Source organism: Chromohalobacter israelensis DSM 3043, from assembly GCF_000055785.1.
In the GTDB taxonomy this organism is placed as follows: Bacteria; Pseudomonadota; Gammaproteobacteria; order Pseudomonadales; family Halomonadaceae; genus Chromohalobacter; species Chromohalobacter israelensis.
Genome location: NC_007963.1, coordinates 3,151,259 through 3,173,830, shown reverse-complemented (window position 1 = coordinate 3,173,830; position 22,572 = coordinate 3,151,259). Strand labels below are relative to the sequence as shown.

General features: G+C 65.5%; 19 protein-coding genes and 1 tRNA gene. 8 read left to right on the top strand and 12 right to left on the bottom strand.

Translation table 11 applies throughout. From position 1 onward, the window contains the following. From CSAL_RS14380 to speB, 4 genes are all read right to left on the bottom strand, one after another. Positions 1–1,335, bottom strand: a complete 1,335-nt coding sequence (locus CSAL_RS14380; protein ID WP_011508133.1) for a purine-cytosine permease family protein — start codon at positions 1,333–1,335, stop codon at positions 1–3. A 68-nt stretch (positions 1,336–1,403) separates the two neighbouring features. After that, positions 1,404–3,041 (bottom strand): 5-guanidino-2-oxopentanoate decarboxylase, encoded by a 1,638-nt coding sequence (locus CSAL_RS14375; protein ID WP_011508132.1) that lies wholly within the window; start codon positions 3,039–3,041, stop codon positions 1,404–1,406. Positions 3,042–3,051: 10 nt separating this feature from the next. Next, positions 3,052–4,443 (bottom strand): YjiH family protein, encoded by a 1,392-nt coding sequence (locus tag CSAL_RS14370; RefSeq protein ID WP_011508131.1) that lies wholly within the window; start codon positions 4,441–4,443, stop codon positions 3,052–3,054. Positions 4,444–4,492: 49 nt separating this feature from the next. Then, entirely contained in the window at positions 4,493–5,455 is a 963-nt protein-coding gene (gene speB / locus CSAL_RS14365; RefSeq protein ID WP_011508130.1) for an agmatinase, read from the bottom strand. A 195-nt stretch (positions 5,456–5,650) separates the two neighbouring features. Here speB and CSAL_RS14360 point away from each other — a divergent pair, with 195 nt between their 5' ends. Then, complete coding sequence (locus CSAL_RS14360; RefSeq protein WP_011508129.1) at positions 5,651–7,081, top strand: sigma-54 interaction domain-containing protein; 1,431 nt, start codon at positions 5,651–5,653, stop codon at positions 7,079–7,081. 88 nt (positions 7,082–7,169) lie between these two features. Here CSAL_RS14360 and secF read toward each other — a convergent pair whose 3' ends face one another. The 5 genes from secF to queA all read right to left on the bottom strand — a co-directional run bounded on the left by secF (position 7,170) and on the right by queA (position 12,634). Next, the gene (secF, locus tag CSAL_RS14355) at positions 7,170–8,078 is read right to left on the bottom strand and encodes a protein translocase subunit SecF (protein ID WP_011508128.1); all 909 of its coding nucleotides are present in this window, start codon (positions 8,076–8,078) and stop codon (positions 7,170–7,172) included. A gap of 12 nt (positions 8,079–8,090) precedes the next feature. Further along, on the bottom strand, positions 8,091–9,941 hold the full coding sequence (gene secD / locus CSAL_RS14350; RefSeq protein WP_011508127.1) for a protein translocase subunit SecD: 1,851 nt from the start codon (positions 9,939–9,941) through the stop codon (positions 8,091–8,093). Between the two features lie 94 nt (positions 9,942–10,035). Next, entirely contained in the window at positions 10,036–10,365 is a 330-nt protein-coding gene (gene yajC / locus CSAL_RS14345) for a preprotein translocase subunit YajC (RefSeq protein WP_011508126.1), read from the bottom strand. 69 nt (positions 10,366–10,434) lie between these two features. Continuing rightward, positions 10,435–11,553: a tRNA guanosine(34) transglycosylase Tgt gene (gene tgt / locus CSAL_RS14340; protein ID WP_011508125.1), complete on the bottom strand. Its 1,119-nt coding sequence runs from the start codon at positions 11,551–11,553 to the stop codon at positions 10,435–10,437. A 10-nt stretch (positions 11,554–11,563) separates the two neighbouring features. Continuing rightward, positions 11,564–12,634 carry a tRNA preQ1(34) S-adenosylmethionine ribosyltransferase-isomerase QueA gene (gene queA / locus CSAL_RS14335; protein ID WP_011508124.1) on the bottom strand — a complete coding sequence of 357 codons (1,071 nt, stop codon included), beginning with the start codon at positions 12,632–12,634 and terminating at the stop codon, positions 11,564–11,566. A gap of 160 nt (positions 12,635–12,794) precedes the next feature. On the opposite strand from queA, the gene CSAL_RS14330 reads away from it, so the two are divergent. Both CSAL_RS14330 and CSAL_RS14325 read left to right on the top strand, forming a co-directional pair. Continuing rightward, positions 12,795–12,881, top strand: a tRNA-Leu gene (locus CSAL_RS14330). Between the two features lie 309 nt (positions 12,882–13,190). Beyond that, positions 13,191–15,677 (top strand): membrane-bound PQQ-dependent dehydrogenase, glucose/quinate/shikimate family, encoded by a 2,487-nt coding sequence (locus tag CSAL_RS14325; protein ID WP_011508123.1) that lies wholly within the window; start codon positions 13,191–13,193, stop codon positions 15,675–15,677. 57 nt (positions 15,678–15,734) lie between these two features. On the opposite strand, the gene CSAL_RS14320 is transcribed toward CSAL_RS14325, so the two are convergent. Further along, positions 15,735–16,496 carry an EAL domain-containing protein gene (locus CSAL_RS14320; RefSeq protein WP_011508122.1) on the bottom strand — a complete coding sequence of 254 codons (762 nt, stop codon included), beginning with the start codon at positions 16,494–16,496 and terminating at the stop codon, positions 15,735–15,737. A gap of 193 nt (positions 16,497–16,689) precedes the next feature. Between CSAL_RS14320 and CSAL_RS14315 the strand changes: the two genes are divergently transcribed. Beyond that, positions 16,690–17,052 (top strand): MliC family protein, encoded by a 363-nt coding sequence (locus CSAL_RS14315; protein ID WP_011508121.1) that lies wholly within the window; start codon positions 16,690–16,692, stop codon positions 17,050–17,052. A 90-nt stretch (positions 17,053–17,142) separates the two neighbouring features. Beyond that, positions 17,143–17,751 carry a LysE family translocator gene (locus tag CSAL_RS14310; RefSeq protein WP_011508120.1) on the top strand — a complete coding sequence of 203 codons (609 nt, stop codon included), beginning with the start codon at positions 17,143–17,145 and terminating at the stop codon, positions 17,749–17,751. Here the strand turns inward: CSAL_RS14310 and CSAL_RS14305 are convergent. Beyond that, a complete protein-coding gene (locus tag CSAL_RS14305; RefSeq protein WP_011508119.1) occupies positions 17,741–19,393 on the bottom strand; it encodes an acyl-CoA dehydrogenase family protein in 1,653 nt (550 codons plus the stop codon). The genes CSAL_RS14310 and CSAL_RS14305 overlap by 11 nt on opposite strands. Before the next feature lie 232 nt (positions 19,394–19,625). Between CSAL_RS14305 and CSAL_RS14300 the strand changes: the two genes are divergently transcribed. Both CSAL_RS14300 and CSAL_RS14295 read left to right on the top strand, forming a co-directional pair. Then, the gene (locus tag CSAL_RS14300) at positions 19,626–20,183 is read left to right on the top strand and encodes an NUDIX hydrolase (protein WP_011508118.1); all 558 of its coding nucleotides are present in this window, start codon (positions 19,626–19,628) and stop codon (positions 20,181–20,183) included. A 62-nt stretch (positions 20,184–20,245) separates the two neighbouring features. Then, positions 20,246–20,740: a glutathione peroxidase gene (locus CSAL_RS14295; RefSeq protein WP_011508117.1), complete on the top strand. Its 495-nt coding sequence runs from the start codon at positions 20,246–20,248 to the stop codon at positions 20,738–20,740. Positions 20,741–20,744: 4 nt separating this feature from the next. On the opposite strand, the gene CSAL_RS14290 is transcribed toward CSAL_RS14295, so the two are convergent. Beyond that, positions 20,745–21,134 (bottom strand): DUF7079 family protein, encoded by a 390-nt coding sequence (locus CSAL_RS14290; RefSeq protein ID WP_035413455.1) that lies wholly within the window; start codon positions 21,132–21,134, stop codon positions 20,745–20,747. Between the two features lie 188 nt (positions 21,135–21,322). On the opposite strand from CSAL_RS14290, the gene fabV reads away from it, so the two are divergent. Then, entirely contained in the window at positions 21,323–22,540 is a 1,218-nt protein-coding gene (gene fabV / locus CSAL_RS14285) for an enoyl-ACP reductase FabV (RefSeq protein ID WP_011508115.1), read from the top strand. The last annotated feature ends 32 nt before the right edge of the window (positions 22,541–22,572 follow it).

The window sequence follows — 22,572 nt, the reverse complement described above, 5'->3', positions numbered from 1 at the left end:
TCACTCTCCTGCGGTCTGTGAAGCGTTGGCGCGGGACTTTGTCAACAGCATGGCGCCGAGCCAGTAGAGGCCGCCGGTGATGATGAAGACCGGCAGCGAGGCGCCGAAGGCCAGCGGCGCGACCAGCGACCAGTAGGCGGCTAGCCCGGCGCCGATCACGTAGGCACCGATGGCCACCGGCGCGGTGGGGCGTCCCAGCTGGTGACGCGCCTTGAGCAGTTCGGGGCTGTAACCCTCGCGACCGACCAGGTAGTAATCGACGATGATCACCGAGAAGGCCGGGATGAACAGCGCGCCTATCAATAGCAGAAAGTTCTGGAACTGGTCCAGGATGCCGGGAATCAGGGCGCCGAAGACGGTCACGATCCCGATGATCAGCGCCGGTTTCCAGAAGGCCATGCCGGGCGACACGTTCATGCAGGACAGGGTGGCGCTGTAGACGGCCATGACATTGGTGGTCATCACGGAGAAGAAGATGACCAGGGCCGCGGGCAGGCCGAAGCCGAAACCGGAGAGCAGCCGGGTCGGGTCGTAGGTCTGCTCCATGCCGTTCATGACCGACAGCCCGGAAACGGCGGCACCCAGGCCCATGGCGATCATGGCGGCCATCACGTAGCCAAGGTAGGTGCCCCAGACGGCGATGGCGCCGCTCTTGCAGTTGCGATTGTAATCCGCCGAGGACGAGATCCAGGAGAAGGCGGTGGCGATGACGATGTCGAAGGCGATGCCCAGGGTGATGCCGTTACGGGCCTCGACCGGCATGTCCAGCAGGGTCGAGACATCGTAGTGGAGGTTCAGCTGGTAGAGCACCACGGCGGCCAGCGCCACCATGGCCATCGCCGCCCAGCGTTCGACCCGCTCGATGCCCAGGTGGCCACGCAGCACGATGAGGACCACCACGGTCTCGCAGAGGATGGTCATCAAGGGCAGGTTGGAGTAGCCGGTGGTCGCCTGGATGGCGTAGTCGAGACTCATGCCGGCGAGCAGGGCCTGGATCCAGCTCCAGGCGATCAGTACCCCCATGTTGACCAGCGAGATCAGCCGGCTGCCGAGCGGGCCATACGCGCGCCGGGTCAACGCCATGGAAGGCAGGCCGGTGCGCTGGCCCATCAGCCCGACCAGCAGGAGCGGGATGGCGCCGATCAACGAGCCGATCAGCACGCTGCCCATGGCGGTCGTGAAGGGCAGATCGGGCACCAGGAGCATGCCGGTGAGGATGGTGGTGACCACGACGTTGGCGCCGAGCCACAGGGCGACAGTGCCGAACGCCCCGAGGCTCTTGTGCTGGTGGTCGTCGAGGGTGTCCTGACCGAGCAGACGATGGAAGAAAGCCATGGTGTTGTCCTTGTAGTGTTTTGGAAAACCGTTGTTTCCGAGACGGCTCTCGGGACGCGGTTGGCGTCTCAGTCGAGTGCCGCCTGCCAGCGTTCGGCGTCGATCTCGATCAACGTCGGCGAGGTGCGCGAGACCTTGCTGAGCGCGAGATCCAGCGCGATGGGCGACTCGACCCGATGCGAGGCGAGGCCGAACCCGTCGGCCAGGCACTGGAAGTCGGGCGGCGTGGGGTCGACGCCGATGCGAGCGACGCCATGCACATCCATGTAGCGGCGGATTTCCTCATAGCCGCTGTTGTTCCAGAGCACCACGACGACCGGCAGGCCTTCGTCGACGGCCGTGGCCAGCTCGCTCAGGGTGAACATCGCGCCGCCGTCGCCGACCAGAGCCACGACCGGCGTGCCGGGAGCGGCGAGCTGGGCGCCCAGCGCCGCCGGCAAGCCGTACCCCAGGGTTCCGTAACCGGTCGAGGCGTTGAAGTAACGCCGCGGCGCCGCGCGCTCGACGAGGTGATTGCCGGCATAGACCGGCGCCGTGGAGTCGCCGACGAGAATGGCCTCCGGCAGTGCCTTGTCGAGGGCCGTGTAAAGCGGCACGAAAGGTGCCATGTCCGGGCGTTGCGGCAGAGCCAGCGCCTCGTGCACGGCGCGCACGCGGGCCGCTCCCTGGCGCGCGAGCGGCGAGGGGAAATGCGCCGCCAGTGCCTCCAGCGCGGCCTGGGCGTCGCTGACCAGCCCCAGGGCCGTCGCCTGGTTGCGCACCAGTTGCTCGGCCTCCAGGTCGATGCGGATGAGGCGACCGGTCAAGGTGAAGCCGTCGTCGAACACCACGTCGTAATCGGTTTCGCCGAGCTCCGTGCCCACGGCGAGGATGACGTCGGCATCGCGTGCCAGGGCGCGTACCTCGGGCCAGGTGGCGTTGGCGCCGAGGTCGAGGGGATGCCCGCGCCCGAGCACGCCCTTGGCATTGATCGTGGTCACGGTCGGTGCGTCGAGATGCTCGACCAGGGTGCGTGCCGCTTTTGATGCCTCCGCGCAGCCCCCGCCCAGCAGCACCAGCGGCGCCTGCGCCTGGCGCAGCCATTCGGCCGCCAGGGCAATGCCTTCGGGATGCGCGCCGGCACGGTACAGTCGTGTCGGCGAGGCGGTGTCGGGGAGGTCGATGGGGGCCTCGAAGAGATCGATGGGAATCTCGATGTGCACCGGCCCGGGTCGCGCCGACTGGAACATCGCGAAGGCGCGGGCGAGCACCTCCGGCAAGGCGCTCGGGTCGAGGAGGGTGTGGCTGAAACGGCTGACGCCCGCCAGCACGTTCTGCTGGCTGGGCAGCTCGTGCAGGCGACCCTGGCCGCGTCCCAGGGTGTCGCGACGATTGACGCTGGAAATCACCAGCATGGGCACCGAGTCGGCGAGTGCCTGGCCCATGGCGGTGGCGATGTTGGTCATGCCCGGGCCGGTGATGATGAAACACACCCCGGGCTTGCCGCTGGCGCGGGCGTAGCCGTCCGCCATGAAGCCCGCGCCCTGCTCGTGGCGCGGGGTGACATGACGCAGGCCGCCTGCCTCCAGGCCGCGATAGAGCGGCACGGTATGCACGCCGGGGATCCCGAAGACGGTGTCCACGGCGTAGCGGTCACGCAGCAGCCGGACCAGGGCCTCGGCGCAGCTGATCTGGGTAGAGGACGAGGCGGATGTCTCGTGTGTCATGGAGCGCTCCTTAAGCGACCAGCCAATGGCCCATCACGACGATGATCGGCAGGGTGATGGCGGTGCGCAGCAAGAAGATGACCACCAGCTCCCAGAGCTTGAGCGGGATCTTGGACTTGAGCAGCAAGGCGCCGATTTCCGACATGTAGATCAACTGCGTCAGCGACAGGCAGGCGATCACGAAGCGGGTCAGTTCACTCTCGATGTCGCTGGCCAGCACGGCGGGCAGGAACATGTCGGCGAAGCCCACCAGGGTCGCCGGGGCGGCCGCGGCGGCCTCGGGGATTCGCATCCACTCGAGCACCGGCACCATGGGATAGGACAGCCAGGTGAACAGCGGCGTGAACTCGGCCAGGATCAGGGCCACGGTCCCGATGGCGATGACCAGGGGCAGCAGGCCGAAGAAGATGTCGGCCACGTTCAGCAGGGCGTGCCGCACCAGCTGGCGCGGGCCGGGGGCCTGGTCGGCCCGTGAGACGGCCATGCCCAGGCTGTAGCGGAACAGGCCCTGCGAGCCGCTGTGTTCCTCGACGAGGCGGCAGCCCACCGGCTCGTAGTAAGTGTTCGGCTTGCGCGACAGCGGCGGCAGGCGCGGCACGATCACGGCAGCCACCAGGCCCGCGACCACGACGGTGAGGTAGAACGGGATGAAGAGGTGGTTGATGCCGATGAAGCTGGTCACCAGCAGCGCGAAGGCAATCGAGACGATGGAGAAGTTCGTCGCGATGACCGAGGCTTCGCGGCGGTTGTAGAAGCCGCGTTCGTACTGCTGGGTGGTGATCAGTACCCCCACCGTGCCGGAGCCCATCCACGAGGCGGTGGCGTCGATGGCGCTGCGGCCGGGGAGCCCGAAGATCTTGCGAAACGGCACCCGTACCAGGCTGCCGATGAACTCCATGAAGCCGAAGTCGACCAGAAACGGCAGCAGGATGGCGGCGAAGAAGAAGAACGTCAGCAGCACCGGGGCCAGGTCGTTGAGCATGACGCCGCCGGTGAAGGAGGCGGTCACGAACTCGGGGCCGACCTGAAAGTAGGTCATCAGCGCGAACAGTGCCCCCAGCGCGCGCATCACGGTCCATAACGGCGCCACGTCGAACAGCTCGTTGAGGGCGCCCTCGCGGGACCAGCCCGGCTTGGCGGCCTTGACGTAGAACGTCAGCAGGACAGAGAGACAGAGCACCAGCGTGGCGATGGCGGGCAGGGCATCGCCGAGCCAGGCCTGGAGCCCGTCGGCGAGCATGCCCATGCCGATATTGATGGTATCGCCCGTCGAGAAAGGCACCAGGAACATGCCGACGCCGATCAGCGAGGGAATCAGGAATTTCAGCAGCCCGCGCGGGGTCAGCCGTGTGTTATCGGGGTCGCCGCCGCCAGTGGCGGTGGAATCGAGGGATGCAGACATAGGTGTCACCACTTGTTGTTGTATGGCCCCCGGTATCGGGGGCATGGGCTCAGCGGCGCTTGACGCCGGGCAGCACGCAGAGCATTTCGTAGAGCAGGGTGGCGCCCATCAGCGCGGTATTGCCGCTGGGGTCGTAGGGCGGCGCGACCTCGACCAGGTCGCCGCCGACCATGTTGAGGCCCTGGACGCCGCGCACGATCTCGAGCCCCTGCGGCATGGTCAGGCCGGCGGCCTCGACGGTGCCGGTGCCGGGCGCCACCGAAGGGTCGAGCCCGTCGATGTCGAAGGACACGTATACCGGGCCATCGCCCATCTGCTCGCGGACTTCGGCCATCAGGGGTTCCAGCGACTTGTGCCAGCATTGCTCGGCGGTCACGACGCGGAAGCCCTGCTCGCGGCACCAGTCGAAGTCGTCGGCAGCGTAGCCGGTGCCCCGCAGGCCGATCTGCACCACGCGCTGGCTGTCCAGCAGGCCTTCTTCCTGGGCGCGACGGAACGGGCAGCCGTGGGCGACTTCCTCGCCGAACATGTGCTCGTTGACGTCGGCATGGGCGTCGATGTGGATCAGGCCGACGGGACCGTGCTTGCGGGCCATGGCGCGCAGGATCGGCCAGGTCAGGGTGTGGTCGCCGCCAAGGGTCAGGGGCACGGCGTCATGCGAGAGCAGCTCATGGTAGAAGTTCTCGATGATGCCGATGCTTTTCTTGAGGTCGAAGGTATTGATCGGCACATCGCCGATATCGGCGACCTGCAGGCTGTCGAACGGGGCGGCGCGGGTGGCCATGTTGTAGGGGCGCAGCATGCGCGATTCATCGCGAATCTGGCGCGGTCCGAGGCGGGTGCCAGGCCGGTTCGAGGTACCGATGTCCATGGGGATGCCCACGAAGGCGGCGTCGAGTCCCTGGGCGCTCTCCTGCGTCGGCAGGCGCATCATGCTGGCGGGACCGCCGAAGCGCGGCATGTCGTTGCCACCTAGCGGTTGGTTGAAGCGCGGGGTGTCGTGCTCGCTCATGCATTTCTCCTGGCAGTCAGCGCGGTTTTTGTGTGGCACTTGCCTGTACTCCCTCACGAAGTTGCACGAAACATGCCAAGTCTCGCCAACGGAAAATCAATGGGTTAGCACAAAATGTGATGCAAAAATGTATTGTTATCGTGCCCTGAGTGATTCACTATTGCATTGCGATGCAATAATGAATCGAGAGGCGACATGCCCGACCACGATATCGAGGCCCAGACCCTGAAGGCGCTGGTGCATACCGGACACGACCATGTGTTCATCGTCGATGCCGGCGGCCAGGTGCTGGATGTCAGCCCCGGCAGCGCCGCGGTATACGGCATGAGCCGCGAGGCGCTGTGCGAGACCACGGTGTACGAGCTGGAAGCGCGTGGCGTGCTGTCGCCATCGGTATCGCTGGAAGTGATACGCACGGGGCAGCCGGCTCAGGTCATGCAACGTACCGGGACGGGGCGCCAGGTGATCGCCGAGGCGCACCCGGTCTATGCGGGGGGCCGGCTGGTGCGGGTCATCAGCCGCTCGATGGACATGACCGATCTGCGGTTGCTCCAGGACGAGTATGCGCTGCTCCAGCGGCGCTTCAACGAGCACCTCAAGCGCGGCGGCAGTCCCACGGCGGGAGAGGCGCTGGAGCTGGAGTCCCTCGAGGTGCGCAGTCAGGTCATGCACGAGGTGGCCCAGCTGCTCAAGCGCGTGGCGCCGACCGACGCCACGGTCTTGATGCTGGGCGAGTCGGGAGTCGGCAAGACGGCCTTCGCGCGTCAGTTGCACCGCTGGAGTCGCCGTTGCGAGGGCGCCTTCGTGGACGTCAACTGCGCGGCCATTCCCGAATCGCTGTTCGAATCCGAGATGTTCGGGTATCAGCCTGGGGCCTTCAGCGGCGCCGCGCGCATGGGCAAGGCGGGGCTGCTCGAACAGGCCCACAAGGGCACGCTGTTTCTCGACGAGATCGGCGAGCTGCCCCTGGCCATGCAGAGCAAGCTGCTGAACGTCATCCAGGACGGCTATCTGACGCGACTGGGCGATACTCGTTCGCGGCGTGTCGACTTTCGCCTGGTGGTCGCCACCAATCAGGATCTCGCACGCTGCGTGGAGGAGGGGCGTTTCCGTCTCGATCTCTACTACCGCCTGAACGTGATCCCCGTGACCCTGCCGCCGCTGCGCGAGCGCCGCGAGGACATTCCCGGCCTGGCGGAGCGCCAGCTGGCCCGGCTCAATCAGCGCTACGGAATGGACAAGGTCCTGCACCCGCGGGTCTGGCCGGAACTGATGGGCGGCGATTGGCAGGGCAACGTGCGCGAGCTGGAGAACTGGCTCGAGCGCGCCTGGCTCTCGGCCGAGGGAGGCGTGATCGGCGCCCCGGTCGACGAGAGCCATGAAGGCGGTGCCGGCCTGTCGGCCCCCGCAAGCACGGCGGCGACGGCTCATGGTGCAGGGAGTCCGCTGGTGGAAGGGCGCACCCTGCGCGAGGCGCTGGCGGCCGTCGAGGCCGAGATCCTCGCCGACCTGGCCGCACGCCTGCCGAGCACCTATGCGATCGCGGCGCGCCTGGGCATCAGCCAGCCCAGCGTGGTGCGCAAGCTGCGCCGGCATGGCCTGAAGGTCGCGACACGCGAGAGCTGACCAGCTGACCAACGCAAGACGCCTCCCCGGAGGGAGGCGTCGTCTGCCCTGAAACGGCGGTGCAAGACCGCCGCATGTCCGTAGTGGCCTAGGGCAGTTCCTCTTCCTCGTCGTCTTCCTTCTGGGCCGGGATCAAGTCCTTGCGCTCCAGCTTGACCACGAGCAGCAAGGCAGCGGACACGTAGACCGACGAGAAGGTCCCCGCCACGATGCCCAGGATCAAGGCGATCGAGAAGTTGTGGATCATGTCGCCGCCGAGGAAGAACAAGGCCAGCAAGACCAGCAATGTCGTCCCCGAGGTGGCCATGGTACGCGCCAGCGTCTGGTTGATCGCCTCGTTGAAGATCTGGGGCATGTCATCGATCTGCGACCGACGGATGTTCTCGCGGATGCGGTCGTAGACGATGATGGTGTCGTTGAGCGAGTAACCGATCACCGCCAGGACGGCAGCGAGTACCGTGAGGTCGAAGTCGAGCCCCAGCAGCGCGAAGATCCCCAGCACGATCACCACGTCGTGCCCCAGTGCGACCAGGGCGCCGAAGGCGAACTTGTACTGGAAACGGAAGGCGACGTATACCATCACCACCGCGAGCGCCAGCAGCATGCCCAGCCCGCTCTGATCGCGGAGCTGGTCGCCGACCTGGGCGCCGACGAACTCGGCGCGGACCAACTGCACCTGGTTGGCATCGGTGTTCAGGATATCGACGACCTGCTGGCCGACCTCGTTGTCGAAGGTCTGCTGGAGACGCACCAGAATGTCGTTGGTGGCGCCGAAGGTCTGGACCTGAACGTCCTCGAATCCGGCGCTTTCCAGCTGACCACGCAACTCGTCCAGCTCCGGTGCCTGCTGATAGCGGACCTCCACCAGGGTGCCCCCGGTGAAATCCAGGCCCAGATTGAGCCCCTTGAACGCCAGCGCGCCGACGGCAATCACCGTGATCAGCACGGAGACGATGAAGGCTATGCGGCGTTTGCCCATGAAATCTAACTGTCGCATCGCTCGCTCTCCTCAGATCCAGATTTTCTTCAGCGGGCGCCCGCCGATGGTGAGGTTGATCATGGCGCGCGACACCATGATGGCGGTGAACATCGACGTCAGGATGCCCAGCGACAGCGTTACGGCGAAGCCCTTGACCGGGCCGGTGCCGATCGAGAACAGGATGACCGCGACCAGCAAGGTGGTGATGTTCGCATCGACGATCGAGGTGAAGGCACGCTCGAAGCCGGTATGAATGGCCTGTTGCACCGGCATCTTGGCGCGCAGCTCCTCGCGTATTCGCTCGAATATCAGGACGTTGGCATCCACCGCCATGCCCAGGGTCAGGACGATGCCGGCGATGCCGGGCAGGGTCAGCGTGGCGCCGAGCAATGACATGGCGGCGACCAGCAGTACCAGGTTCAGACCCAGCGAGACGTTGGCGACCACACCGAAGGCCTTGTAGCGCGCCAGCATGAACAGCACCACGAGCAGCAGGCCGACTTCCACCGACATGATGCCCTGGGCGATGTTCTGCGCCCCCAGGCTCGGGCCGATGGTGCGCTCCTGGGCGAAGTAGATCGGTGCCGCGAGAGACCCGGAGCGCAGCAGCAGGGCCAGGTCACCGGCCTCGCTGGCGGATTCGAGTCCGGTGATGCGGAAACGGTTGCCCAGCGTGCTCTGGATGGTGGCCAGGCTGATGATGCCGCGCTCGGTATAGGCCTCGCGCTTTTCGACTTCCTCGCCGTCTTCCATGACCGTGCGGGTGCGGGTCTTGTGCTCGATGAAGACGACCGCCATGTTGCGCCCGATATTGGCGCGCGTGGCACGACTCATCATCGAGCCGCCGGTACCGTCGAGGTTGATGTTGACCTGCGGACGGTTGTTTTCGTCGAAGCTCCGGCTGGCGCTGGACACATGGTCGCCCGTCACGATGATGTCACGCATCAGGTCCGCGCTGCGGCCCTCATCATTGCGGAAGGGGAGCGTTTCGATCTCGCGCTCCGGCGTGTCCGGCCGTGCCTCCAGGCGGAATTCCAGATTGGCGGTGGCGCCGACGATGCGCTTGGCGGCGGCGGTGTCCTGCACGCCGGGTAGCTCGACGACGATGCGGCTGGGGCCCTGGCGCTGCACCAGAGGCTCCGAGACGCCGAGTTCGTTGACACGGTTGCGGATCGTGGTCAGGTTCTGATTGACGGCATAATCCTGCAGGTCCTGCACGGCCTGATCGGTGAACGTCATCGTCAGGCTGGCGCCACGTTCGGTGTCGGGCGTGCTGTATTCGAAATCCGGGAACTGGTCGGTGATCAAGCCACGCGCTGCGTTGCGGTCGTCGGCGTTGGCGAACTGGAAGGTGATCGCGCGTCCGTCGATGCTGGTATCGCGATACCGGATGCGCTCGTCGCGAAGCAGGTCGCGCACGGCGCTGGCATTGGCTTCGAGGCGCTGCTCGACGGCCGCATCCATGTCCACCTCGAGCAGGAAGTGCACCCCGCCCTGCAGGTCGAGCCCCAGTTTCATGGGCGTGGCGGAAAGCGCCTGGAGCCAGCCGGGGGTGGCGTCGGCCAGGTTGAGTGCCACGGTGTAGGCGTCGCCCAGGCGTTCGTCGATGATCTCGCGGGCGGCGACCTGCTGGCCGGCCCGTTCGAGACGAATCAGGGCGCTGTTGCCATCCAGCTCGCTTTGCTTGATGGCGATGTCCTTGTCCTCGAGCGCTTGAGTCAGGCGGTCGAGACGCTCTTGGTCGAGCGCGGCGCCGCTGGCGGTGCTGCTGATCTGAACGGCGGGGTCGGCGGGGTAAAGATTGGGTAACGCGTAGATGAGGCCGACGAGGAGTACGACGAGTATCAGCAGATACTTCCACAGGGGATAACGGTTGAGCATGGAAGCCCTGTCCTTGTTGCTGACGCAGAAGACAACCACCGACCCGGGGCCGGTGGCGATGAGGAGGAGCGCTCACGCCCCTCCTGATAGGGGATCAGATGGACTTCAGGGTGCCCTTGGGCAGCACCGCGGCAACGGAGCTCTTCTGAACGTTCACCTCGGTACCCTCGGCGATTTCCATGCAGATGAAGTCATCGCCGACATTGGTGATGCGTCCCATCAGGCCGCCCCCGATGACGATCTCGTCACCCTTGGCAAGGTTGCCGATCAGCTGTTTGTGCTGCTTGGCACGCTTGGCCTGCGGACGCCAGAGCAGGAAGTAGAAGATCAGCACGAAGCCGACCAGCATGACGATCTGGGCAATGCCGCCGCCCGCCGGGGAGGCGTCCTGCGCATGAGCTGCGGGAATGAAAAACTCCAGCATGGATTGTTATCTCCGGATAGTGGTGGGGTGAAAAGTGAGTGCGCGAGACAAGGCCTCGACGGTGTCCGTTCACGCTGCCAGCGGCGGCACCGGCATGCCTCGCCGTGCGTAGAAGTCCTCGACAAAGGCAGTCAATGTACCCGCTTCAATGGCAGTGCGCAAACCAGCCATCACGCGCTGGTAATAGCGCAGATTGTGGATGGTATTGAGCATCGCGCCGAGCATTTCCCCGCAGCGGTCCAGGTGGTGGAGATAGCTGCGCGAGAAGTGTTGGCAGGTATGACAATCGCAATCCGCCTCGAGTGCCTGTGTCGAGTAACGGTGCTGGGCATTGCGGATCTTGACGGTGCCCTCGGCGGTGAACAGATACCCGTTGCGCGCGTTGCGCGTGGGCATCACGCAGTCGAACATGTCCACCCCGCGCCGCACGCCCTCGACCAGGTCCTCGGGCTTGCCGACGCCCATCAGGTAACGGGGCTTGTCGTCGGGCATCCAGCCCGGCAAATAGTCGAGTACCTTGAGCATCTCTTCCTTGGGTTCGCCCACGGACAAACCGCCGATGGCGAGCCCATCGAAGCCGATGTCCAAGAGCCCCTTCAGGGAGCGCTCGCGAAGCTCGGGGTACATGCCGCCCTGGATGATGCCGAACAGCGCCGAGGGCGAGTCGCCGTGCGCGATGCGCGAGCGCTCGGCCCAGCGCAGCGACATCTCCATGGAGCGCTTGGCCTCTGCCTCGGTGGCCGGGTAGGGCGTGCACTCGTCGAAGATCATCACGATGTCCGAACCCAGCGAGCGCTGCACGGCCATCGATTCCTCGGGACCCATGAACACCTTGGCGCCATCCACGGGGGAGCGGAAGTGCACGCCTTCCTCGGTGATCTTGCGCATGTCGCCCAGCGAAAAGACCTGGAAGCCGCCGGAGTCGGTGAGGATCGGCTTGTCCCACTGGGCGAAGTCATGCAGATCGCCGTGCGTCTCGATGACCTCGGTGCCGGGGCGCAGCCATAGATGAAAGGTATTGCCGAGAATGATCTCGGCACCGATGTCCTTCACCGACTGGGGCGTCATGCCCTTGACCGTGCCGTAGGTGCCCACCGGCATGAAGGCGGGCGTCTCCACCGTGCCGCGCGGAAAGGAAAGGCGACCGCGCCGGGCCTGTCCATCCTGGGCCAGGCGCTCGAAACGCATGAAACATTCGTTACGCATGAGAATTCTCGGGAAAGGGATGTGAGGACGCCGACCGATTCAGGAACATGGCATCGCCATAACTGAAGAAGGCATACCGCTCGGCGACGGCGGCGCGATAGGCGCGCATCACCTGGGGATAGCCCGCGAATGCCGAGACCAGCATCAATAGCGTCGACTCGGGAAGATGGAAGTTGGTAATCAGTGCGTCGACGCACCGCCATTGATAGCCGGGATAGATGAAGATGTCGGTGTCGCCGCGGAAGGGCGCGATGTGGCCATCTTCCTGACCCTGGCTGGCGGTTTCCAGGCAGCGCACGCTGGTCGTGCCCACGGCGATCACGCGCCCGCCGCGCGCCCGGGTCGCCTCGACCTGCCGACATAGCGTCTCGTCGACCTCCAGCCACTCGCTGTGCATGTGGTGCTCGCGAATGTCGTCCACGCGCACCGGCTGGAAGGTGCCGGCGCCGACGTGCAGGGTCACATAGCCCATCTCCACGCCGCGTTCGCGCAATGCCTCCATCAGCGGCGTATCGAAGTGCAAGCCGGCGGTCGGCGCGGCGACCGCGCCCTCGCGCCGCGCGTAGACCGTCTGATAGCGCTCGCGATCGTCGAGTTCGTCCTCGCGGTCGATATAAGGCGGCAGCGGCATGTGGCCGTGGTTCTCGAGCAGCTCGATCATCGGCGTCTCGCCCAGGAAACGCAGCTCGAACAAGGCGTCATGGCGTGCTTCGACGACCGCGTGCACGTCGCCTTCGAAGATCAGCTCGGTGCCGGGCCTGGGCGCCTTGCTGGCGCGCAGGTGCGCGAGGCCACGATGCGCGTCCAGCGGCCGCTCCAGCAGCATCTCGACGCGCCCGCCGCTGGCCTTTTGGCCGAACAGCCGGGCGGGGATGACTCGGGTGTCGTTGAACACGAGAAGATCGCCGGGCGCGAGAAGCGTCAGCAGATCGGTGAAGCGACGGTGAGCGATATCGCCGGTAGCGTCGTCCAGGCACAGCAGCCGGCAATCGCTGCGGGTCTCGGACGGATAACGGGCGATCAACTCATCAGGGAGATCGAAATGGAAATCGGCGCGCTGCATGGGGGCTGAAGGGAACGACCTGGCATCGGAAAACGGACATCGGAAATGAGCCACGCTCGGCGTGCGCTCGACGAAGGCGGCCTATGATAGTCGAGACGCGCCACGAAGTCAGGCCCGGTGATTGACGTCGCCCGCCTGCTCCGTATAATACGTCCCCGCTGCCCGGGTGGCGAAATTGGTAGACGCAGGGGATTCAAAATCCCCCGGTGGCGACACCGTGTCGGTTCGAGTCCGACCCCGGGCACCAAGGAAATCAAGCACTTAGCATTTCCCTCCCTCGCTTGGTTTCACCTGCTTTTCCTCAAGTGTCGACGTAGTGTCAACCGAGATTTTCGGGCCGAATTTGACCGCCTTCTTGCCCCTGATACTCGCTCCCGCTATGCGTTGGAGCACCGTTCTCCATGGCCGGCGATGACGTTGCTGCGCGCTAAAACATCAGAATATCTTTTATTAAGCAATAATGTAGAGGCGACGATGATGCCCTATCCTGAGAATGAGTCACGCGGAGGGCGGCCACCATATCACTGGTGCCGTGGACGCGTGGTATCCCGCCTTCATGGGTGAGGTGAGGGATCACGATCATTCAAGGAGAAACGACTTGGCTACTTCGACACCTTCCCGCGGCGCTGGCGGCCTGTTCGCCAAGCTCGTGGGCATCATCGTTGCGCTCGTCGGCCTCGCGCTGGGCGGCGGCGGGCTTTATCTAGCGGTACTGGGCGGCTCCTGGTATTACCTGATTGCGGGGGCGCTGATGCTCGTCTCCGGCATTCAACTGCTGCGAGGCCGCATGTCTGGTGCCTGGCTCTACGGCCTTGCGTTCGTGGGGACCCTCATCTGGGCCGCCTGGGAATCCGGGCTCAATTACTGGCGCTGGATTCCGCGTCTCGACGTGGCGTTGATCCTGGCGATTCTGGTGGCGCTGATCATGCCGACGCTCAAGGGTGGGCCATCACGCAAGGTGAGCCTTTCCGTGGCAGGGGTGCTGTGTCTGGGCCTGATCGTCGCGGGCGCCTTGGCGTTCATTCCGCGTGGCTACCAGCAGTTCGCGGAGGTGCCCGCGGTCGCCGAGGGCACGCTGGCCACCGATGTCGGCGATGCCCAGCCTGCGGATACGCCGGATGCCGGGGACTGGGTGGCCTACGGGCGCGACAGCGCGGCGACGCGCTATTCGCCTCTCGATCAGGTCACGCCGGAGAACGTCGGCGATCTCGAGGTAGCGTGGCAGTATCGCACCGGTGACTTGCTCGATCATCGCTGGGGGGCCGAGACCACGCCGCTCAAGGTCGGTGACGACGTGTTCCTGTGCACCTCACGCAATATCCTGATCTCGCTCGATGCTGCCAGCGGCGAGGAAAACTGGCGCTATGATCCGCAAGTCTCCGAGGATGCCATTCCCTACACGGCGGCCTGCCGTGGCGTCACCTACTACGAAGTACCGGACGAGCGCCTCGACGAACTGGCGGATACCGACGGTGACACGCAGCATTGCCGTGCCCGTATCATTTCCGGGACGCTCGACGGCCGCATGCTGGAAGTCGATGCCGCCACCGGCGAGCCGTGCACCGGCTTCGGCGACGATGGCCAGGTCGACATCAAGGAGAACATGGGCGAGACGCCGGACGGCTACGTCTCCATCAACTCCGCGCCGGTGGTGGTTCGCGATGTCGTCGTCACCGGTCACCAAGTGCTCGACGGCCAGCGGCGTTATCCGCCTTCCGGCGTGATCAAGGGATTCGATGCCGTGACCGGGGAGCTTGAATGGGCCTGGGACGCGGCACGTCCCGAGCGGAGCGAACCGCTCAGCGGTGACGAGACCTACACGCGTGGCTCGCCCAACATGTGGACCACCGCCGCCGGTGACAGCAGGCTCGGTCTGGTCTATCTGCCGATGGCCAACAGTGCCGCCGATTACTGGAGCAGCTCGCGTACGCCGGAAGAAAACGCCTGGGCCAGTTCGATGGTGGCGCTCAATGTCGAGACAGGGCTGCCCGAGTGGCACTTCCAGACCGCCCACAAGGACGTTTGGGATTACGACCCCGGTTCGCAGCCGACGCTGATCGACTTTCCCACCGGCAAGGGCGAGGTACCGGCGCTGGTCATGCCCACCAAGCAGGGCGAGATCTACGTCTTCAATCGCGAGACCGGCGAACTGCTGGGCGGTGGCGCCGAAGAGCGCCCGGTGCCCCAGGGTGGTGCCGAGCCGGAGGAACGCAGCAAGACCCAGCCCTTCTCGAACTATGCCACGCTGCGTCAGCCCGACATCGACGAGAAGGACATGTGGGGCATGTCGCCGTTCGATCAACTCTTCTGCCGCATCCAGTATCAGCAGGCCAGCTGGAAGGGCATGTACACGCCGCCCACTGCCGATCAGCCGTGGATTCAGTACACCGGCTACAACGGCGGCTCCGACTGGGGCAGTGTCGCCATCGATCCGCGCCGCGGCGTGATGATCGCCAACTACAACGACATGCCCAACTACAACGAGCTGGTGCCCCGCGCGGTGGCCGATGCCAAGGGCTGGAAGCCCCGCGAGGAACTGGCAAGCGATAGTGGCGGTGCCGAAGGTGCCGGCGATCCGCAGGCCAATACGCCCTATGCGATCAACGTCAACGCCGGCTGGCGGGTGCCCTATACGGGCTTGCTGTGCAAGCAGCCTCCCTATGGCCACATCCGTGCCATCGAACTGGCCAGTGGCGATACGCTGTGGGATCGCCCGCTGGGCACCGCGCGCGCCAATGGCCCCTGGGGAATCCGCTCGGGGCTGCCCATCGACATCGGCACGCCCAACAACGGTGGCTCCGTGGTCACGGCGGGAGGCCTGATCTTCATCGCCGCGGCGACGGACGACCTGATCCGTGCGATCGACATCGAGAGTGGCGAAACCGTGTGGCAGGCGTCGCTGCCCGCCGGCGGTCAGGCCAACCCGATGGTCTACGAGGCGAATGGACGCCAGTATCTGGTGATCGTCGCCACCGGGCACCACTTCATGCAGACGCCCAGTGGCGACTACGTGATCGCCTACGCCTTGCCTGAAGACGCCTGATCGCGTTTTCGGCAACTCAGGATGAACGCCCCGGCCCCATGGTCGGGGCGTTTTGTCTTATGGTGTGGCGAATCCCGCGACGGTGGGCATGGATTCGAACGCCGGGCGCGCGTAATAGAAGCCCTGATGCTGCACGATGCCGGCTTCTTCATGCAGCCACTTGGCTTCCTCCCGGCATTCGATGCCTTCGGCCACGAGGTCGATCTCCAGTTGCGTGGCAATATCGGCGACCGCCTTGAGCAATATCTGGCGGCGTGTGTCCTGATGACAGCCCATGACCAGTGCGCGATCGATCTTGAGCTTGTCGGGGCGCAGGTCGGCGAGCAGGTCGAGGTTGGCATGACCCTTGCCGAAGTCGTCCAGGGCGGTGGTGAATCCCATCTGCCGGTAGGTGTCGATGATGCTGCGCAGGTGCCCGCGATCGTTCACGCTCTCGGTTTCGGTGATTTCGAAGACCAGGCGTTCGGTGGGCCACCCCACGCGTCGGGAGACGTCCAGCGTGGCCTGGATGCAGGCTTCGGGGGCGTAGACGGCATTGGGCAGGAAGTTGATCGACAAATCGCTTTTCATGTCCAGCCCGCTGGCCAGCTCGATGGCCTTGACGCGACAGGCCTGGTCGAAGCGATAGAGCAGGTTGTCGGATACCTGGGAGAGCACGCCGTAGGCCGATTCGTCACCGAGACCGCGGACCAGGGCCTCGTGGGTGATGACCTGTTGCCTGGCGACATCGACGATGGGCTGAAAGGCCATGCTGAAAGCGAAGGGCAAGGGATGGTCGCAACGCTTGCAGTGATGGTCGGTGCGCGCGCAATGGGTCATGCCTACCTCCATGTTCTCGTGTCTCGACCCCTGCACGATGCCAGACGCGCCATGGGTGTTGGGCGTGGCGGGCGTCGTTTAAGATAGGGTGTCTTCTATCCGTATTGTATGATGTTGAGGCGCCTGCGATGCGTCGTCGAGCGCGCGGCAGCGCCGTACCCAAGAGCACGATCTTCCTGGACAAGGAGTTCCGATGAAATCTGCCAGTCTTACCCTGCTTGCGCTTGCCACCTTGATGACAGGGTGCGCCATGCAAGGCGGCGATGCCGACCGCGCCGAGCAACACACTCAGATTTACCAGTGCGAAGGCGATACGTCACTATCGGTGACCTATTTCCAGTATGCCGGCGACACCGACCGCGCCATGCTCAGTTACGCCAACGATTCTATCCCCATGCACCGCATCGGCGCATCGCAGTATGCCAGCGATGACGAACGACTGGCCTATACCTGGCAGCTCGATGACGACATGGGCAAATTGTACCGCGACGACGACGGTGAACGTCGCGTCGTCGAACAAGCCTGTCAGGGGCGTGCGCAGAACGGGGATCGCTGATCCCGTGATGCCGACCCAGCACGACCTGTGGCTGTCGGCGCGGCGGTCATCGGGGAGAGCGGCCGTTCGCCGGATACGAACGGGGGCGCCATGCCGCTGACGCTATGGCTATCGCTGGCGGCCGTGTGCGCCATGGGCGCGATGTCTCCCGGGCCGAGCCTGGCAATGGTGCTGCGGCACACGCTGGGTGGCGGGCGTGTGCCGGGCGTCGTCGCGGCGCTCTCGCATGCGCTGGGCGTGGGATTCTACGCGGCGTTGACCGTCTGGGGGCTGGGCGCGGTCATTGCACACCAGCCGCTGGTGTTCACGGCGATTACCTGGGGCGGCGCGGCGTATCTCGCCTGGCTGGGTGTGAAGGCGCTGTGCGCCGGGCGCGGTGGCGCACTGAACGCGGGTGCCGTGGCCAGCCCTCCGCTGCATGCCGCGCGAGACGGTGTCCTGGTGGCACTGGCCAACCCCAAGCTGATTCTCTTTTTCGTGGCGTTGTTGAGCCAGTTCGTGAGCGCCGACATGGCGGCAAGCGCCAAGGTCGCCATCGTGGCGACCGCGACGCTGATCGACGGCGGCTGGTACGTGCTGGTGGCGCTGGCGCTCTCGCATTCTGCGGTGTTGCCCTGGCTGCAGGCACGCGCCCACTGGATCAATCGCATCACGGGCGTCTTGCTGCTGGGCCTGGCGCTGCGCATCGTCATGGGTTGATGCGGGCGAGAATGGCCGCCAGCGGTGCTTGCGCCGGCAGGACGCCGAACAAGGGCGTGGCCTCGTCGCCGAGACGCGCCGTACAGAATGTCTCGCCGACGGCGTTGGGGGCGTGACGCAACAGCAAGGCCGCTTGCAGGCACTGCGCCAGACGCTGGGTCAGCCAGCGTGCCTGTGCCTCGAGCGTTTCCGGCGTGGCGTCGAGACGTCGCTCGAGCATGCCCAGCGCGCGGTCGAAGTCATGGTGAGCGCCGCGCGCCAGCGCCAGCTCCTGGCGCAGGGCGACGATGCATTCCGGATGTCGTCCCAGAACGCGCATGACATCGAGGCACATGACATTGCCCGACCCTTCCCAGATGGAATTCACCGGCGCTTCACGGTACAGCCGTGCGAGCGGTGCCTCCTCGACGTAACCGATGCCCCCGAGACACTCCATGGCCTCGGCCATGAATGCGGGCCCGCGCTTGTTGTGCCAGAACTTGGCGAGTGCCGGAAGCAGCCGCGCCAGGGCGCGTTCGTGGTCGTCATGGGGGGCGCCGTCGAAGGCGCGGGCGGTGCGCAGGCACAAGGCCAGGCTCGCTTCGGTTTCAAGCGCCAGATCGGCGATCACGCGCTGCATCAGCGGCTGGTCGGCGAGGCGCTTGCCGAAGGCCTCGCGACCTTGCGCATGGTGCCAGGCCTCGCGCAGGGCCTGACGCATCATGCCGGCGGGTGCGGTCGCGGCATCGAGTCGGGTCTGCTGCACCATGTCGAGGATCGTGGCGATGCCGCGCCCCGGCGCGCCGATGGGCTGGGCCCAGGCATCGGCATACTCGATTTCCGCCGAGGCGTTGGCACGATTGCCGCACTTGTCCTTGAGACGTTGCAGGAGGATGCCGTTGCGCTCGCCATCGGGGCGAAAGCGCGGCACCAGAAAGCAGCCGATGCCGGCCTCGTCCCGGGCCAGCGTGAGAAAGGCGTCGGACATCGGGGCGCTGCAGAACCACTTGTGGCCGGTCAGTCGCACGCTGCCGTCGGCGTTCGGGGTGGCGCGCGTCGTGTTGCTGCGGACGTCGCTGCCGCCTTGCTTTTCGGTCATCGCCATGCCGAAGGTCGCGGCACGCTTGTCGCCGATGGGCAGGGCGCGCGGGTCGTAGTCGTGCGCCAGCAGGCGCGGCCCCCATGTCGCGAGCACGGCCGAATCCTGGCGCAGCACCGGGTAGGCGGCGTGGGTCATGGTGATCGGGCAGCAGAAGCCGGGTTCGACCTGGGTCAGCAGATAGAGCGCGGCGATGTGTGCCTGATGGCCGCCGGCGCCTTCATGTTCCCAGGCCACGCCGTGCCAGCCGCCGCCGCATGCCAGGTGCATCAGGTGATGGTAGGCCGGCGTGTAGTGCACTTCGTCGAGACGCCGGCCATGACGATCGAACGTGCGCAGTTCCGGTGGGTAGTGGTTGGCCTCGTCGGCAAGCACTTGCCAGCTCTCCCTGCCGGCGTTGCAGGCGAGCGGGGCGAGACGCTCGGCGACCCAGGCCGGTGCCTCGCGCGCCAGGCCCTCGGCGAGCGGGAGATCCTCGCGCAACAGATCGCGATCGCCGCTGACGGGCGGTTGATTGCTGACGTCGTGGGTGGCGAGGTGCGTACAAGGTGCGTGATCCGGCATGAGGGCGACTCCAGTGGCCAGTGGGCGCAAACCCCTATGTCTGGAGCATGGTCACCCGGTGCCGAACGGTCAATACGCCCCTTCCGGCGTGACGTGACGCAGCGCGTGACCTCAGGCCCGCGGTATCGGCCCGACATTTCCATTAGCGAATTCGGCATGACGGCATGCTCGGGCTCTGGCATGCTGAAGCGTGACCGCACCCCGACACCACCCGAATGCCACAGGACACGCCATGGCCCCGTCGCCGACCTCCGCAGCCTCGCCGGCGTTGCCGGAACCGTCGATCAAGGACGAGCGCATCCAGCTCGTCGATGCGCACAACCGGCCTTGTGGCAGTGCCTCGCGCAAGCTCATGCGGCGTTTTCATTTCTGGCACCGTGCCACCTACGTTTTCGTGCGCAACGGCCGGGGAGAATTGTGCGTGCAGCGCCGCACGCTGACCAAGGAGGTCTTTCCCGGCTATCACGACCTGGCCACGGGCGGCGTGGTGGGCGCGGGGGAGGCCGAGCACGTCGCCGCGCGCCGCGAGCTGGCCGAAGAGCTGGGCATCGAAGGCGTGCGGCTGACGCCGTGTTTCACCTTTCGCTATGCCGACGGCGGCAACTTCATTCATGGCAGTGTCTTCGTGGCCGATTACGATGGGCCCCTGGTGCTGCAGCCCGACGAAGTGGCCGATGCCAGCTGGCTCACGGTCTCGGCGGCGCTGGCCCTGCAAGATGCCACGCCGGATAGCCGGGTCGCGCTCGAGCGCATGCTGGCACAAGGCTGGCTGGCCACGCACGAGGATTGAAGCCCCGCGCCGAGCGGACGACAATGACGAGGTACCCACCATGAACGCGATGCGCGACCGCCATGACGCTTTATAGCCAGGATTGTTACACCAATCGGATGGAGCCCTTCAATCTGCGTGCGCTGCGCGGCCAGGTACTGCTGATCGTCAATGTCGCCAGTCGTTGCGGCTATACGCCCCAGCTCGAGGAACTCGAATGGCTGTATCGCCGCTACCGCGACCAGGGGTTCACGGTGCTGGCGTTTCCCTGCAACCAGTTCGGGCGTCAGACGCCGGAGTCGGCGGAAGGCTTCGGTGCCTTCTGTGCGCGAGAGTATCGGGTCAGTTTTCCGATCATGGAGAAGGTGCGCGTCAACGGCCGCGAGGCGCACCCCTTGTTCACCCTGCTGCGTCGCCAGGCGCCGGGCGTGCTGGGCAGCACGCCGATCAAATGGAACTTCACCAAGTTCCTGGTGGGACGCGACGGCCACGTGATCCGGCGTTTCTCGCCGCGCGTTTCGCCACGTCGCCTGACGGCCGACATCGAACGCGCGCTGGATATTCCCTTCTCGGCCTGAGGCCTCACGACGAGGCAGCGTGGAGCCGCTCGATCAGAACATTGAAGCGATGCCGGCTCATCATCGTGGTCAGTCCCGAAAACAGCAGCCAGAACCCCTTTCGCCAGCCATGCAGGCGTCGCGTGTGGCGCGCCAGGTCGAGCAGCAGGCGGTCCTCGTCGAAGTGGCGCCACTCGCCGGCGACCGACATCTGGCGACGCGCCATGACCGGCGCCATTTCCAGGCGGTAGATCATTTCCAGTTCCTGGGACGTGTAGCCTTGTGCCTCGACCACCTGGAGCATGCGTGCGTATTCATGCTCGCGTGGTTCCCGCTCCAGCCAGATCGGCGACAGCGCCAGCCACAGGGCGCCGCGGCGTTCCAGCAAGCGTTCTAGATCGTTGGGATCTTGCATGTCTCGGACCTTCGCTGTGAGAGGGCATCTTCGATCACTCGGGGATGGCGAGCAAGGGGCGGGTGCGGACATCGGCGCCATCTCCCGCTAGAATGCCCCCCAATATCGAAACCGTTGGTTCGCCTGGCGGTTTCCCGAGCGGCGGCACCGGCCGCGATCAACGCATGACGTCAGCAAAGAGGTCCCCTGTGATCATCAAACCCAAGGTTCGTGGTTTCATCTGCACCACCACTCATCCACTGGGCTGCGAGCGCAACGTCGCCGAGCAGATCGCCACCACGCGTGCCAACATCCCGGAAAGCGAGCGCGACAAGGGTCCCAAGAACGTGCTCGTGATCGGCGCGTCCAGCGGTTACGGACTGGCGGCGCGTGTCACGGCGGCCTTCGGTTACGGCGCCTCGACGCTCGGCGTTTTCTTCGAAAAGCCGGGTACCGAGAAGAAGCCCGGCACGGCCGGATGGTACAACGCGGCGGCGTTCGACAAGTTCGCCAAGGCGGAAGGCCTCTACAGCAAGGCGATCAACGGCGATGCCTTTTCCCACGAGGCCCGCGAAAAGGCCATCGAGCTGATCAAGCAGGACATGGGGCAGATCGATCTGGTGGTGTATTCGCTGGCATCGCCGGTGCGCAAGTTGCCGGATAGCGGCGAGCTCAAGCGCTCCGCCCTCAAGCCGATCGGCGAGACCTACACCGCCACGGCCATCGACACCAACAAGGACGCCATCGTCGAGGCCTCGGTGGAGCCGGCCACCGAGGAAGAGATCGCCGATACCGTCACCGTCATGGGCGGTGAGGACTGGGAGCTGTGGGTCGACGCGCTGGACAAGGCGGGCGTGCTGGCACCGGGCGCACGCAGCGTGGCATTCAGCTACATCGGCACCGAGATCACCTGGCCGATCTACTGGCATGGCGCGCTGGGCAAGGCCAAGGAAGATCTCGATCGCGCCGCCGGCGAACTCGACGCTCGCCTGGGACAGCATGGCGGGGGCGCCAATGTCGCGGTGCTCAAGTCGGTGGTCACCCAGGCCAGCGCGGCGATTCCCGTGATGCCGCTGTATATCTCGATGGTCTACAAGGTCATGAAGGAACAAGGCCTGCACGAGGGCACCATCGATCAGCTCAACCGTCTCTACCGCGAGCGCCTCTATTCGACTCAAGGCCAGAACGGCGAACTCGCCACCGACGAGGCCGGCCGCTTGCGCCTCGACGACTGGGAGCTGCGCGACGACGTCCAGCAGGCCTGCCAGGACCTGTGGCCGCAGGTGACCACCGAGAACCTCTTCACGCTCACCGACTACGCCGGCTACAAGCGCGAGTTCCTCAAGCTGTTCGGCTTCGAGCGTGACGATGTCGATTACGAAGCGGACGTCGACCCGGTCGCGGAGTTCGACGTCGTGCAACTGTGACCCGCGTGGTCGGCGTCGGTCGGCACCGGGGG